Source organism: Deinococcus sp. YIM 134068, from assembly GCF_036543075.1.
GTDB classification, from domain to species: domain Bacteria; phylum Deinococcota; class Deinococci; order Deinococcales; family Deinococcaceae; genus Deinococcus; species Deinococcus lichenicola.
Genome location: NZ_JAZHPF010000002.1, coordinates 100,166 through 113,774, shown reverse-complemented (window position 1 = coordinate 113,774; position 13,609 = coordinate 100,166). Strand labels below are relative to the sequence as shown.

Here is a 13,609-nt window from a genome sequence, read left to right as displayed (position 1 = left end):
CCGGGCCGAGGAGCCTCTTCTGTTCTGTGCCCCTCAAGTCTTCCGCCCTCCGCCTCAGTCCGCCGCCTGCCGCGTCCGTAAGGTCTCGGGCACCCAGCCCCCGTGCTCGGCGAGCAGGTCGTCCACCAGTGCCCAAATCTGGTCGAGGTCGAGTTCGGCGGCGGTGTGCGGGTCGAGCATCGCCGCGTGGTAGATGTGCTCGCGGTCGCCGGTCACGAGGGCCTCCACCGTCAACGCCTGCACATTGATGTTGGTCTGCATCAGCGCGGCGAGTTGCGGCGGAATGCGCCCGATCCGGGTGGGCTGCACCCCCTGACGGTCCACGAGGCACGGCACCTCCACGCTGCACTCGTCGGGCAGGTTGGCGATGAGCTTGCCCACGCTGCCGTCCTGCGGGCTGTTCATCACGTTGCCGTACACCACGCGCGGCTGCCCCGTCACCATCGAGTGAATGATCAGCGAGCCGTACTCCACCGAACGGTGAACCTCCAGCGGCGCGGCGGGGTCCTGCAATTTCTCGCGCAACTGTTCCCAGCCGCCGATCTGTGCCTCACAGCGGCGGGGGTACTCGTCGAGTGGAACGTTAAAACGCTCGACCAAATCCTCCCGCCCCCGCTTGATGAAGTACGGCACATACTCCGAGAAGTGCTCGCTCGATTCCGTGACGAAGTACCCCAGCCGACGCAGCATCTCGTAGCGAACACGGTTCCACGCGGGCACCCGCCCCGACTCGGCCAGCTCCATCAGCCGGGGATAGAGGTCAACGCCCCTGTGCTCGAACTTGAGGTAAAAGGCCATATGGTTGATCCCCGCGCAGAGGTAGTCGATCTCCCCCACCGGGATGCCGAGGTCGTCCGCCAGCTCGCCCGCCGTGTGCTGGACCGAGTGGCACAGGCCCACCGTCTTGATGGGCGTCTGCCGCGCCAATCCCCAGACGTTCATCGCCATCGGGTTGACGTAGTTCAGGTGCAGGGTGTCCGGGCACAGCCGCTCCATGTCCCGGCTCATGTCGAGCAGCACGGGCACGGTCCGCAGCGCCCGCATGATGCCGCCGACGCCGAGCGTGTCCGCGATGGTCTGCCGCAGGCCGTACCGCTTGGGCACCTCGAAGTCGGTGACGGTGGCGGGCTTGTAGCCGCCGACCTGAATCATGTTGATCACGAAGTCCGCGCCGTCGAGCGCCCGCTCGCGGTCCGTCGTGGCGGTGACGGTGGGCCGCGCGCCGACCGCCCGCGCCACCCGCCCGGCGACCTGTTCGGTCACGTCCAGCCGTTCCTGATTGATGTCGAAGAGACGCACGTCGGCGTCCGCGAGTTCGGGAAAGCCCAGGATGTCCCCGAGCAGATTCTTGGCGAAGACGGTGCTGCCCGCGCCGATCATGGCGATTCTGGGTGGAGTCATGGGGGGACCTCGGGGGGGATGAGGGATGAGAGGTCGAGGAGTCGGGGAGTCGAGAAGTCGAGGAGAGGTGGGTGGTGACAGGTGTTCTTTTTTCTGGGAGAGGGGGTGAACGGGCCTCGTCGCCCAGAACATAACCGCCCCACTCCATGTCCCACCGCATGGGAGGTTAGGCATCGGGGAAGGGCAGGAACAGTCGCAGCCGCACATGGCCTGGGCGGTCCCTGCCCCGATCGGGGAGAGAGGCCGGGACCGCCCTAACCCCTCACTCCTGACGCCCCACCCCTCACTTGAACAGCGCGTTGACCTTCGTGTTGGCTTCCTTGAGCACGTCCGCCGCCTGCGCCTGGCCGAGGAAGACCCGCTGCATGGCGCTCGTCATGATGTCGTTGACCTGCGCGGCGTTGTCGGTGATCGGGAAGAGGAACGTGCCGCCCTTGGCCTTGGCCTGGTTGACGAAGGCGGTGGAGTTGATGCCCCGCGCCTTGTGCGCGGCGACGGCGAGGTTGGTGGCCGAGGGGATGGCGGGCAGGACGACGCCCGTGCGGCCCACCGCGTTCTGGCACTCGGCGGAGGCGAGGTACTTGACCCACTGCCACGCCGCGTCCTTGTTCTTGCTGCCCGCCCAGATGGAGTCGGCCAGCCCGTTGAACATGCTCTTGCGCGTGCCGTCCGGCCCCTTCGGCAGCGGCGCGATCCCGACCTTGAAGGGCAGCTTCGAGGTGTAGTCGCTGATCATCCACGAGCCGTTCGTCACCATGACGGCCTTGCCCGCGCGGAAGAGCGAGTCGCCGCCGCTGGCCTGCACCTCCTGAAAGCTGGGGATCAGCCCCCGCTTGAGATTGAGGTCCGCGAGCCACTGAATCGTCTGCGCGAAGCGGGGATCGTCGTAGTTGTACTTCGTGCCGAACGGCCCGTTGTTGTGCTTCCAGCCCGTCGTGGCCGTGTAGAAGGCCCACTCGGTCTGCCCATTGAAGCCCGCGCCGTACCCCGTCATGTAGCCGTACTGATTGACCCGCCTGCGGTCGAAGTCGGGCGACAGCCCGTTCTTGCCGTTCCGGTCCACCGTCAGCCGCGCGATGGTCCGCTGCCAGGTGCCGCCGTCCCTCGGGTTCCACGTCAGGTTGGCGAGGTCGGCGGGCTTCAGCCCCGCCTTCGCCACGAGGTCGGCGTTGTAGAAGATGGCAACGGTATCGAAGTCCTTCGGCAGCCCGTACCGCTTGCCGCTCCGGGTCCAGAGTTGCGCCAGACCGGGGTAGTAGGCGGTGGTGGACACCTTGTCCCTGGCGATATAGGAGTTGATGTCCAGGAGCTGATCGTTGGAGGCGAACTCCGGGAAGTACGCGAGGTGGTTCGTGAACACGTCGGGGGCCGTGCCGGAGACGAAGCCGGTGGTGAGGCCCGTCCAGTAGTCGCCCCAGCCCTTCTGGGTGATCTTCACGGTGATGTCGGGGTTCTTCTTCGTGAAGTTGGCCGCGCACTGCTGGTAGGCGGGCTGCTGGCCGGAGTCCCACAGCCAGTACTGGAGGGTCGTGGCGGCGCTCGCCGTGGCGGACAGGGTGGTGAGGGCGGCGGTCAGGGTCAGGAGCTTACGCATAGGTCCTCCGTGGGACGGGGCGGGAGAGGGCGGATTCGGGTGAGGGGGTCGGAGATGGGGAAGGGGCGGGAAGGCTGGCTGGAGGAGAGCGGCTGCCGGTCACACCACTCCCTACTTCGTGCCGCTGAAGGCGAGCGACTCCACCACGCGGCGTCCCAGCACGATCAGCAGCAGGAAGACGGGAATCGCCGCGATGAAGGTCCCCGCCATCAGGCCGGTCCAGTCGGGCACGCCCTGGGGGGTCTGCGACTTGAACACCTGGAGGGCCACGGGCAGCGTGAACGACGCCTCATCTTTGGCGATCAGGAAGGGCCAGAAGAACTCGTTCCACATCCCGATGGTCGTGAGGATGGCGAGCGTGGCGATGGGTCCCTGGCTCATGGGCAGCGTGATGCGCCAGAAGATCGTGAAGGGTCCCGCCCCGTCGAGAAAGGCCGCCTCCTCGGTCTCCTTCGGCAGCGACAGGAAGAACTGCCGCAGGAAGAACACCGCGAAGGGCGTCATCAGGATGAAGGGGGCGATCATGCCGGGGATGGTGTTGAGCAGGTTCAGGTTTCTGATCGTGATGAAGTTGGGGATGAACAGCACGATGCCCGGAATCATCATGGCGATCAGGAACATGGTGAAGATGGCGTCCCGCCCCGGAAACTTCAGCCGCGCGAAGGCGTAGGCCGCCATCGCCGAGAAGAAGGTCTGCCCCACGACGATGAGGCCGGTGAAGACCACACTGTTCTTCATCGCGTTCAGGAAGTTCACCGAACTCCCCGACCCGCCCGCCGCCTGCACCTCCTCCAGGCTCAGCAGGCCCAGCACCCGCTGAAAGTTGACCAGCGTCGGCTCGCTCGGCCACAGCGAGGCGGCCTCCGTGAAGAGCGAGCGGCTGCCCGTCAGCGCCGTTTTTAGAACGATCCAAATTGGGAACACGGAAATCAGGAGGATGAGTGCGAGGCCGAGCCAGGCGAGCAGCCTTCCGAAGGGAAAGGGTTTGCGGGGGCGGTGAATCTGGCTCGGCGTGTTCGGTACGGTCGTCACGTGCGTCTCCTTGAGGCTGGGGGCTGACGGCTGAGAGCTGACGGCTGAGAGCTGACGGCTGAAAGCTGAGCGCTGACTCCTCACTCCAGGTCCGACTCGTTCGCCCTAAGGAGTCTCATCTGCACCAGCGTGAACAGGATCAGGAGGGCGAACAGAATCATGCTCATCGCGGTCGCGTAGCCCATCCGGAAGAAGCCGAAGGCGTTCTGATAGATGTAGTACACCAGCACCTTCGTCGCGTCCGCCGGGCCTCCCTGGGTGGCGACGGCCACCGTGTCGAAAATCTGGAACGAGCCGATCACCGAGGTCACGAGCACGAACACCGTCACCGGGCGCAACAGGGGGAGCGTGATCTTCCAGAAGGTGTTCACCTCGCTCGACCCGTCGATGGCCGCCGCCTCGTACACGGTGCGCGGGATCGCCTGAAGCCCCGCGTAGAAGAGCAGCGCGTTGAAGCCCATGTGTTTCCAGACGTTCACGAGCGCGATGGTGGGAATCGCCTGCTCGGCGGAGTTGAAGAAGGGCTGTTTGCCGAGGGGAGTCGCGTCGAGCCACTGGTTGACGATGCCCAGCAGGGGGTCGAGCATCCACAGGAAGATCATCGCCACCAGCACGCTGGAGAGCAGATAGGGAACGATCAAAAGACCCTTGATGAACATGCTCTTCACGAGCCGGTCCATCGCCACCGCGAGTACCAGTGCGAGCAGCGTCTGGAGCGGGATGTTCCACACCACGTATTGCAGCGTGATGCCGAGCGCCGACCAGAACTTGGGATCGCGGATGGCCTCCTGGTAGTTGGCGAGGCCCACCGCCTCGGGCGCGCTCAGGAGATTCCAGTCAGTGAAGCTGATCTGGATGCCGCGCAGCGCCGGGTACAGGTAGAAGACCACGAAGCCGATGATCGCGGGCAGGATAAAGAGGTAGCCCGCCATCCAGCTCATCGAGCGGCGTTTGCTGGGGGCCTGCGCGGGGACGACGCGCGTCTCTCTCTGAACCGGAACAGTCATACACAACCTCCGTTAGGCGGACTCGCGCGGGACGAGGGTGACGGGAAGCCGGACTTCGGCGGATTCGTCGGCGGGGGCGCGGCCCTCCAGATGGTCGAGGAGCCGGTTCACCGCGAGGCGGGCCATCTCCCCGTGGGGCAGGTGAACGGTGGTCAGGCTGGGGGCCGTGTAGCGGGCGAACTCGAAGTCGTCGAAGCCGCTCACGGCCACCTCCACGGGCACGGAGACCCCCAGCGTCCGGGCGGCGAGGAGCGCCCCGGCCCCCATCCGGTCGTTGCCGCACAGCACGGCGTCGGGCCGGTCCTCCCCGCCCCACAGCCGCCGGAAGGCGAGTTCCCCCGCCTCGGCGGTCCAGGCCCCCTCCTCGAGGCGGGCGCGGACCCCGTGGGCGTGCGCGGCGGCCAGGAAGCCCTCCCGGCGCAGCACGGCGCTCGTGCCGAAGTCGTCCCCCGGCACCACGAGCGCGAGGTCGCGCCTTCCCCGCGCCACGTGGTGGGTGACGAGCTGGGCCATCCCCCCCACGTAGTCGGCGGTCACGGAGGGCAGCTCTCCCTCCGGGTCCGCGCGGTCGAACAGCACGGTGGGCACTCCCCACGCCGCCAGGGTCCGCATCCGCTCGGGGGGCAGGGTGGTGCTCGCCACCACGACGCCCGCGAAGCTCCGCCCCCGGAAGGCAGTTCGCAGGGCCTCGAAGCCCTCCGGGTGCTCCTCCCCCAGCATCGCCGTCGTGATGGCGTACCCCCGCGCGTTCGCCTCCGCGATAAAGGCCGACTGCACGAGGTTGCGGTACGGATCGGTGATGTCGTCCGCCGCGTGCCCGTAAAAGGCGCAGCACAGCGTCGTCACCCGCGACTCGCGCAGGGCCTTGGCGGCGGCGTTCGGGTGGTAGTCCAGCGCGCGAATGGCCGTCATGACCCGCTCACGGGTCGCCGGACGAATGGACGGGTGGTCGTTGAGGACGTTGGAGACCGTCTGATGCGAGACGCCCGCCTGCGCGGCGACATCCCGGAGCGTGGCTCGACTCATCACACCCCCTTCGGGCAATTGATTTGAACGTTCAAAAAGAGGTTGTCAGATTCTTGAGCGAATGTCAATGCCTGCGGAGGGCAGCTTCGACCCGGTTCAAATCGGGCGAATTAGATCGGGCGAATGCGAGCGTTGGGGACACGTGGGAGGAAAAGAGGAGGAGAGGGCCGTCCTCCTCCTACCCCCGCCGCGCGGCCCACGCGTCCCGCCGGGTGTGGGCCAGAGTTCGCGCCGCGTCCCAGAACGCCTCCTCCAGCGCCATGAGCTGCGGTGCGTCCACACGCTCAGAAGCAGGACGGAGACGGGAACGGTGCCGTCCTGGGGGGGAGTCCCGGTAGTCGGTCGCCTCCAGCCGGGCGAGCAGCGACCCTTCCGGGGAGCGGAGCTGGAGCCGGATCGCCGCGTCGAGGACCTCCGCGTCTCCCGCCCGCGAGGCCACCCTCACAAGCGCGGCGTAGGAGCGCGAGAGCGACTGCAAGTCCGCGACGCTCGGCACATACACCCACGGCCCGACCTCGCCGGGCAGGGCGAGAAAGCCGCTCCACTCCGTCTCGAAGATCAGGGTCAGCACGTCCCGCGCGCTCCCCGCCTCGCCCAGCCAGGGCCGCGCCCGCCGCAGGTCGGGGACGAGGGTGCGCTCCCGCCCGAACTGCCCGCCCAGCTCCCGCGCCCGTGATGGGAGGGCCACGTCGTGCAGTTCGGCGAGGTGCGTGAGCCGCGCCCGTCCCGCTCCGAGGGCCACCGAGCGCGGCGCGGATACGCCGAGCCAGTCCCAGACGGCCCGCGCTAACGTTTCTCCCTCCACACCGACCCCCTGGGCGCGCAGGGCGGCGTCCAATTCGGCGAACGTCGCGTCCGCGTTCCCCGAACGTTCCCACCAGGCGATGACCTCCGGGACGAGGGCCGGGTCCACCTCCTGCCCGTGTCGGCGCAGGCTCTCCTGAAGGCGGTCGGCTTGTCCTCGGCGGTCCATAGCTCGTCCCGCCGAGGCTAGAGCATCGGAGCACTCCCCATGCGGCTGATCGCTCCTTTCGTGGGAGTCTTGACACGTGGATGACTCCCCTGCCCGCGCCCCCGCGTCCCTTGTCCCACCCCACGACCCCCACCGACCCCTCTTCCACCTCACGGCCCCGGCAGGGTGGCTCAACGACCCCAACGGCATCGTGCAGCACGGTGGGCGCTGGCACGTGTATTACCAGCACAACCCGCACGGACCGCAATGGGGCGGCATCCACTGGGGGCACGCGAGCAGCGCGGACCTCGTGACGTGGCGCGACGAGCCGATGGCCCTCGCCCCCACACCCGGCGGCCCCGACGAGCACGGCTGCTTCTCGGGGTCCTTTGCCCTCGTGAACGGCACGCCCACCCTCTACTACACCGGCTGGCAGGGCGGGGTGCAGTCGCAGTGCATGGCGACGAGTCGGGACCTCGTAACCTGGGAGAAGTCCCCCAGGAACCCGGTCATTCCCCATCCGCCGGAGGGCGTGCGGCCCGGCGACTTCCGCGATCCCTGCGTGTTCCGGCATGGGGGGCGGTGGTACATGGCCCTCGGTGCCTCGCTCGACCACGACCGGGGCGCTGTGCTGCTGTACCGCTCGGATGACGGGCAGGGCTGGACCTACCGGCACGTCCTGTCCGCCGCCACCCGCACCGAACAGGGCCTGATGTGGGAGTGTCCCAACCTCTTCCCGCTCGGCGACCGCTGGGTGCTGACCGTCTCCGTGGTGCCCGGCCTCGGCGCGCGGTACTTCGTCGGCGTGTTCGAGGACGAGCGGTTCGTCCCCGAGCGGGAGGGCATTCTCGACGGGGACGGCGGGGCCTTCGCGCACCTCACGGCGACCGGCGAGAACGGGCGGGTGCTGCAATGGGCCTGGCTGAACGAGCGGCGACACCAGGACCTGATCGATCCGGGTGGCTGGGCCGGGGCGCTCAGCGTGCCGCGCGAATTGAGCATCGAAGGCGGGGACCTGCGGGTGTATCCCGCCGCCGAGGTCGCCCTCCACCGGGGGAGTTGCCTCATCGACGGGACCGTGACGCTGGGCGAGGGGGGGCCGTGCGCCTTCCGGGGGCGGCACCTCGACCTCTGCCTGCGGGTGGAGCCGGGGAACGAACATCCCCTGCACGTGACCCTCCTGCGCTCGCCCGACGGGGCCGAGGAGACGGTGGTGACGTACGACCCGGAGGCCCGCCAGCTCAGGCTCGACCGTTCCCGCAGTTCGCTCGACGCCCGCACGGTCCGGGATTCGCAACGCCTCCACCTCGCGCTGAGCCGGGGGGAGGGGTTGGACCTGCGCCTGCTCCTCGATGCCAGCGTGCTGGAGGTATACGCGAACGGGCGGGCCTGCCTGAGCAGCCGGGTCTACCCGACGCGGGCGGACAGCCTGCTGGGGTACGTGACCGCCGACCGACCGACACGGGCGCACGTGGAGATTTGGGTGATGGAGGGGGGCATCCCCGCCGATCAGGGGGGGCGGTCGTGATTCCTGTGCCGCCGTCCAATGCGGCGACCGGAGAGAACGCGCCTCCACCTCTCCATTCAAGAAGAGAACCGGACCATCCTGAAAACGGTCCGGCTTCGAGAGTCTTCCGGCAGTGGCGGGCGCGTCCCTACCCCTTGACCGCCCCCTGGGTCACGCCGCTGATGATCCACCGCTGGGCGAGCAGATACACGACGACCATCGGCGCAAGCGTCATCAGGTACGAGGCGAAGGCGAGGTTGTAGTTCGTGCTGAACTGGCCCTGGAAGATGTACTGCACGAGCGGCAGCGTGGCGAACTCCGGGTCGCTGATGATGACCAGCGGCAGCAGGAAGTCGTTCCAGGCCCACAGGCAGGTCAGGATGCCCACCGTCGCGTTCATCGGTGCGAGCAGCGGGAAGATGATCTTCCAAAAGGTCTGCCAGGTCGTCGCGCCGTCGATGAGGGCCGCCTCCTCCACCTCCCGTGGAATGGACTTGATGTACCCGACGTACACGAAGATGTTGAACGCCAGACCGTACACCACGTACAGGAAGATCAGGCCGTAGGGATTGTCCATCCCCCACGCACTCGTCTGCTTCACCACCGGCAGCATGATGATGGGGAAGGGGATGAAGAGGGCGCTGATGAAGTAGTAGTACAGGTAACGGAAAAAGCGTTTGTGCTGATTGCGCGCGATGGCGTAGGCGACCAGGGAGTTGGTGATGAGCGTCAGGACGACCGTCGTCACCGTCACCAGCGCGCTCGTCCGGAAGGCCGTGAAGAAGTTCGTGAGTCGGATCGCCTCGGTGAAGTTCTCCCACCGGAAGGAGGTGGGCAGGGCGAACAACGAGGCGGCGAGTTCCTGGGGCGTCTTGAGGGCCGTCACGACCGCGAGGTACAGCGGAAAGAGGATGGTCAAGGCCCCCAGGATGAGCAGGAGGGTGACGGGCCAGTTGGGCCGCTTGGTGTCCGTGTTCATGCCTCGATCTCCCGGCGTTGGAGGAACCTCGTCTGCGCGACCGAGATCACCACGAGGACGATGAAGAACAGCACCGCGTTGGCCGACTGGTAGGCGAACTGCCCGCCGTCGAAGCCGCCCCGGTAGATCAGGTACGACACCGACTCGGTGGACGTGCCCGGCCCGCCGCCCGTCAGGGCCACGATCTGGTCGAACACCTGAAGGAAGCCCTTCATCGCCAGCACCATGTTGATGGTGAAAAACGGGGCGATCATCGGGAAGGTGATGTTGCGGAACTTCTGCCACGGCCCGGCCCCGTCGATGTCCGCCGACTCGTACAGGTCGTACGGGATGGTCTGGAGTCCGGCGAGGTACAGGATGATGTTGAAGGCCGCCGCCTGCCACACCGCCACGAAGATGATGCCGACCCAGGCGAGCTGCGGGTCTCCCAGGATGTTCCTCGACAGCGCCGCGACGCCGAGCGCCTCCCCGATGCGCGGCATGAAGTTGGCGAAGAGGTAATTGAAGATGAACCCGACGATCAACACGCTCAGGATGTTCGGCAGGAAGTAGATGCCCCGCAGGAAGTTGCGGAAGCGGATGTTGCTGTTGAGGCCGATGGCGATGGTCAGCGCGATGAAATTGACCAGCACCGTCGAGAGGATGGCGAACAGGAACGTGAAGCGGTAGGCGGCGAGCGCCCGCTCGTCCTGAAAGACCTGGAGGTAGTTTCGCAGCCCCACGAAGTCGTAGTCGCCGTAGCCCCTGAAGTTCGTGAAGCTGTAGATGATGCCCTGGATGGCCGGGTAGGTGTGGAAGACGAAGAAGAGGATGACGGCGGGCAGGGCCATGAAGAGGTAGGTGTGGTCGCTCCTGCGGCGGCGCTTGGGCGGCGAGGCGATGACCGTGCTGGGCCGTCTGTCTTCGGTAATGGCACTCATGGGTCCCCCTGAAGGGGGCGTGGAGGCAGGTCCGGTCCACCCATCTGCCCCCGCGCCCGGCTCACACCCCTAGTAGCTGCGCTTGAGCACGTCGACCCAGGTCTTGTCCAGGCCGCTCAACGCCTTGTTCTTGTTCCTGTCCTGCAACATGGCCTGCCAGAACGTCTCGGCGCTCAGGCCGGGCGGGAAGAGGTTGAACGGCGCGCCCGCGATGCTGCCGCCCGCATAGCTCGCCTTCATGGCGGCCAGCCGGGGATCGGTGGGCACCGTGCCGACCTGCACGGAGGGCGCGTTGACCGCCCTCAGGTACGTGTTGGCGTTCTGCTTGCTCAGCAGGAACTGGAGGAGCTTTTGCACCTCCGCCGGGTGCCGGGTGTTCCGCGAGGTCGCCAGCAGCAGGTCCACGCTGCTCACCACGGTGTTCTTGCCGTTGGTCGCCGGGAAGGGCACCATCGCCACCCTGACCTTCGGGTTGGCCGCGAGGACATCCGGTAGCGCCCAGTCGCCCTGGATGTAGAACACGCTGCCCCCACGGGCGAAGGCGGCGGTGCCGTCCGCGTAGCTCGTGCCCAGCGGGTCTTTCTGGCTGTAGCTGCTGATCTCCAGCATCTTGTCGGCCACGCCGCTGTAGGCCTGCTGGAAGGTCGCCTTGCCCGCGTTCTTCTGCGCGGCGAAGTTGGCGGGCACCGTGTTCACCGCAATCGCGTTCATGAAGGGCAGCGTGACCCAGGCATCCTTGAGCGTGAGCGTGACGGGCGTCTGGCCCGCCGCCTTCGCCTTCTTGAGGGCCGCGATGAACTGCGCGTAGGTCTTCGGCGGCTGGAGGCCGAGCGCCCTGAGCTTGTCCACGTTGTAGATCAGGCCGATGGTGTTGGCCGTGAAGGGGATGCCGTACACTTCCTTGCCGCCCACGATGGCCTGAAGCTGCCGGATGTAGATGGGCTTGACGCTCCCCAGGATGGGGTCGGAGGCGTAGTCCCTGAACACGCCGCCGTCCGCGAAGCCCTTGAAGTTGGTGTCGCCGCCCATCGCCACGATGTCGGGGGCCTTGTTCTTCACGATGCGGGTCTTGAGGACCGCCACGAAGTCCGGCGGCACGGTCAGCGTAACTTTGATGTCGGGGTTCTGCTTCTCGAAGTCGGCGAAGAGCCGCTTCCACGTCTCCACGCCCTTGTTGCCGACGAACACCTCGATCTCGGTGGCGGCGGAGGCGCTGGAGGCCAGCAGGGACAGGGCGAGACTGAGCAGGGTGACGCGGGCGCGGGTCTGGTGCTTCATGCGGTGACCTCCTGGGCGGGCGGGGAACGTGAGGCGGGGACGGGGCGGGCGGTGGGGGTGGGTCATGGGCGGCGCTCCTGGGGGACGATGGGGCAGCTACGGTCATCTCGGGCGGCGGGTCAGACCAGGGCATCACCTGCCCCGGTGCGGGAGAGGTACACCCGCGCCTCGTGGGGACGGAGGGTCAGGTCTTCTTCCGGCTGCTGTGGCGCGTCGTAATTCGCCAGGAGCAGCCGCGTGGAGGGTGAGGCAAGGTCCGTCGGCCAGGGCAACGTCGCGGTCTCCCGGCTGAAGTTGAGCAGCACCAGCAGTTGCTCGTGCGGGTTGGTCCGGGTATAGGCGTACACCGTGGGGTGGTCGGGCAGCAGCAGGTCGTACTGTCCGTCCACGATCACGGGGTGGGTGCGGCGCAGGCGGATGAGGTCGCGGTAGTACCAGAAGATCGAGCCGGGGTCGTCCAGCGCGGCCTCGACGTTGATCTCCACATGGTTGGGATTGACCCCGATCCACGGCGTCCCGGTCGTGAACCCGGCATTCGGCCCGGCGCTCCACTGCATCGGCGTGCGGGCGTTGTCGCGGCCCTTGAGGTGGATGCGCGCGAGGGTGTCCTCGGGGGAGTGGCCGCCTTCCGTCACCCGCTCGCGGTAGAAGTTCAGCGCGTCCACGTCGCGGTAGTCCTCGATACGGGGGAACTGCACGTTCGTCATGCCGATCTCGTCGCCCTGGAACACGAACGGCGTGCCCTGGAGGGTGTGCAGGAAGGTGGCGAGCAGCTTGGCCGACTCCTCCCGGTACTCCCCGTCGTCCCCGAAGCGCGAGACCATCCGGGGCACGTCGTGGTTGGAGAGGTACAGGCTGTTCCACCCCTGCCCGTGTAGGGCGTGCTGCCAGCGGGTCGTGATGGCCTTCAGTTCGGCGAGGCTCCACGGCACCTTCGTCCAGCGGGGGGTGGGGTGGGTGGGGTCGGCGTCGAGCGCCATGTGCTCCATCTGGAAGATCATGCTCAGCACGCCGTCTTGCTCGTGCGTGTAGGCCACGCCGAGTTCGGGACTGACCCCCGGCGTCTCCCCGACCGTCAGCACGTCGTAGCGGTCCAGCACCCGCTCCTTCATCTCCCGCAGGTACTCGAAGAGGCGCGGCCCGTTCAGGAAGTGCTCCTCGGCGAGGGGGTGGGGGTAGTCGCCCCGCACGGTCCCCTCCGGGAAGTCGGGGGCCTTCGAGAGCATGTTGATGGTGTCCATGCGGAACCCGCCCAGGCCCCGGTCCAGCCACCAGCGCATCATGTCGTACACCTCCCCCCGCACCCGTGGGTTCTCCCAGTTCAGGTCGGGCTGCCGCTCGGAGAAGAGGTGCAGGAAATACTCGTCCGTCGCCGGGTCGTATTTCCACGCCGAGCCGCCGAAGTGCGACCCCCAGTTGTTGGGCGGCCCGCCGTCCCGGCCCGGACGCCAGATGTAGAAGTCGCGGAAGGGGTTGTCCCTGGATTTGCGCGACTCGGTGAACCAGGGATGTTCGTCGCTGGTGTGGTTCACCACGAGGTCCATGACGAGCCGCATCCCGCGCGCGTGCATCCCGGCGAGCAGCTCGTCAAAGTCCGCCATTGTCCCGAACTCGGGCTGAATGGCCCGGTAGTCGCTGATGTCGTAGCCGCCGTCGTCGTTCGGGGACCGGTAGACCGGGCACAGCCAGATCACGTCCACGCCCAGCGTTTGCAGATAGTCCAGCCGCGCCGTGATGCCGCACAGGTCGCCCACGCCGTCGCCGTCCGTGTCATGGAACGAGCGCGGGTAAATCTGGTAGACGACACTCTCTTTCCACCACGCCATGCAGGTCTTCTCCCTTCGGGTCCAGCGCGTTGAGAGGCGAAACTTCCATCCGGCAGCTCGGGGGACGATTGCCCCGTAAACGCTTAC

The 13,609-nt window shown here is 67.2% G+C and carries 11 protein-coding genes; 1 reads left to right on the top strand and 10 read right to left on the bottom strand.

The window, feature by feature from the left end; translation table 11 throughout:
- Positions 1 to 54: 54 nt before the first annotated feature.
- The 6 genes from V3W47_RS03045 to V3W47_RS03020 form a co-directional block, all read right to left on the bottom strand.
- Entirely contained in the window at positions 55 to 1,401 is a 1,347-nt protein-coding gene (locus V3W47_RS03045) for an alpha-glucosidase/alpha-galactosidase (RefSeq protein ID WP_331823691.1), read from the bottom strand.
- A gap of 283 nt (positions 1,402 to 1,684) precedes the next feature.
- Entirely contained in the window at positions 1,685 to 2,995 is a 1,311-nt protein-coding gene (locus V3W47_RS03040) for an ABC transporter substrate-binding protein (protein ID WP_331823690.1), read from the bottom strand.
- Between the two features lie 111 nt (positions 2,996 to 3,106).
- Positions 3,107 to 4,027, bottom strand: a complete 921-nt coding sequence (locus V3W47_RS03035) for a carbohydrate ABC transporter permease (protein ID WP_331823689.1) — start codon at positions 4,025 to 4,027, stop codon at positions 3,107 to 3,109.
- A gap of 80 nt (positions 4,028 to 4,107) precedes the next feature.
- Complete coding sequence (locus V3W47_RS03030; RefSeq protein ID WP_331823688.1) at positions 4,108 to 5,034, bottom strand: carbohydrate ABC transporter permease; 927 nt, start codon at positions 5,032 to 5,034, stop codon at positions 4,108 to 4,110.
- A 12-nt stretch (positions 5,035 to 5,046) separates the two neighbouring features.
- Positions 5,047 to 6,060, bottom strand: coding sequence for a LacI family DNA-binding transcriptional regulator (locus tag V3W47_RS03025; protein WP_331823687.1), 1,014 nt, complete (start codon positions 6,058 to 6,060; stop codon positions 5,047 to 5,049).
- 178 nt (positions 6,061 to 6,238) lie between these two features.
- Entirely contained in the window at positions 6,239 to 7,033 is a 795-nt protein-coding gene (locus tag V3W47_RS03020) for a hypothetical protein (protein ID WP_331823686.1), read from the bottom strand.
- A gap of 76 nt (positions 7,034 to 7,109) precedes the next feature.
- On the opposite strand from V3W47_RS03020, the gene V3W47_RS03015 reads away from it, so the two are divergent.
- Positions 7,110 to 8,540 carry a glycoside hydrolase family 32 protein gene (locus V3W47_RS03015; RefSeq protein WP_331823685.1) on the top strand — a complete coding sequence of 477 codons (1,431 nt, stop codon included), beginning with the start codon at positions 7,110 to 7,112 and terminating at the stop codon, positions 8,538 to 8,540.
- Between the two features lie 127 nt (positions 8,541 to 8,667).
- Here the strand turns inward: V3W47_RS03015 and V3W47_RS03010 are convergent, their stop codons facing one another.
- The 4 genes from V3W47_RS03010 to V3W47_RS02995 form a co-directional block, all read right to left on the bottom strand.
- Positions 8,668 to 9,498 carry a carbohydrate ABC transporter permease gene (locus tag V3W47_RS03010; RefSeq protein WP_331823684.1) on the bottom strand — a complete coding sequence of 277 codons (831 nt, stop codon included), beginning with the start codon at positions 9,496 to 9,498 and terminating at the stop codon, positions 8,668 to 8,670.
- The gene (locus V3W47_RS03005; protein WP_331823683.1) at positions 9,495 to 10,418 is read right to left on the bottom strand and encodes a carbohydrate ABC transporter permease; all 924 of its coding nucleotides are present in this window, start codon (positions 10,416 to 10,418) and stop codon (positions 9,495 to 9,497) included. The genes V3W47_RS03010 and V3W47_RS03005 overlap by 4 nt, the downstream gene beginning before the upstream one ends.
- Before the next feature lie 69 nt (positions 10,419 to 10,487).
- A complete protein-coding gene (locus V3W47_RS03000) occupies positions 10,488 to 11,696 on the bottom strand; it encodes an ABC transporter substrate-binding protein (protein ID WP_331823682.1) in 1,209 nt (402 codons plus the stop codon).
- Positions 11,697 to 11,815: 119 nt separating this feature from the next.
- Entirely contained in the window at positions 11,816 to 13,522 is a 1,707-nt protein-coding gene (locus V3W47_RS02995; RefSeq protein WP_331823681.1) for a glycoside hydrolase family 13 protein, read from the bottom strand.
- Positions 13,523 to 13,609 lie beyond the last annotated feature (87 nt).

Bases quoted from the DNA above. Each gene is read 5' to 3' on its own strand.
- V3W47_RS03045 (WP_331823691.1), bottom strand. From the start codon at position 1,401: ATGACTCCACCCAGAATCGCCATGATCGGCGCGGGCAGCACCGTCTTC.
- V3W47_RS03040 (WP_331823690.1), bottom strand. From the start codon at position 2,995: ATGCGTAAGCTCCTGACCCTGACCGCCGCCCTCACCACCCTGTCCGCC.
- V3W47_RS03030 (WP_331823688.1), bottom strand. From the start codon at position 5,034: ATGACTGTTCCGGTTCAGAGAGAGACGCGCGTCGTCCCCGCGCAGGCC.
- V3W47_RS03025 (WP_331823687.1), bottom strand. From the start codon at position 6,060: ATGAGTCGAGCCACGCTCCGGGATGTCGCCGCGCAGGCGGGCGTCTCG.
- V3W47_RS03020 (WP_331823686.1), bottom strand. From the start codon at position 7,033: ATGGACCGCCGAGGACAAGCCGACCGCCTTCAGGAGAGCCTGCGCCGA.
- V3W47_RS03010 (WP_331823684.1), bottom strand. From the start codon at position 9,498: ATGAACACGGACACCAAGCGGCCCAACTGGCCCGTCACCCTCCTGCTC.
- V3W47_RS03005 (WP_331823683.1), bottom strand. From the start codon at position 10,418: ATGAGTGCCATTACCGAAGACAGACGGCCCAGCACGGTCATCGCCTCG.
- V3W47_RS03000 (WP_331823682.1), bottom strand. From the start codon at position 11,696: ATGAAGCACCAGACCCGCGCCCGCGTCACCCTGCTCAGTCTCGCCCTG.
- V3W47_RS02995 (WP_331823681.1), bottom strand. From the start codon at position 13,522: ATGGCGTGGTGGAAAGAGAGTGTCGTCTACCAGATTTACCCGCGCTCG.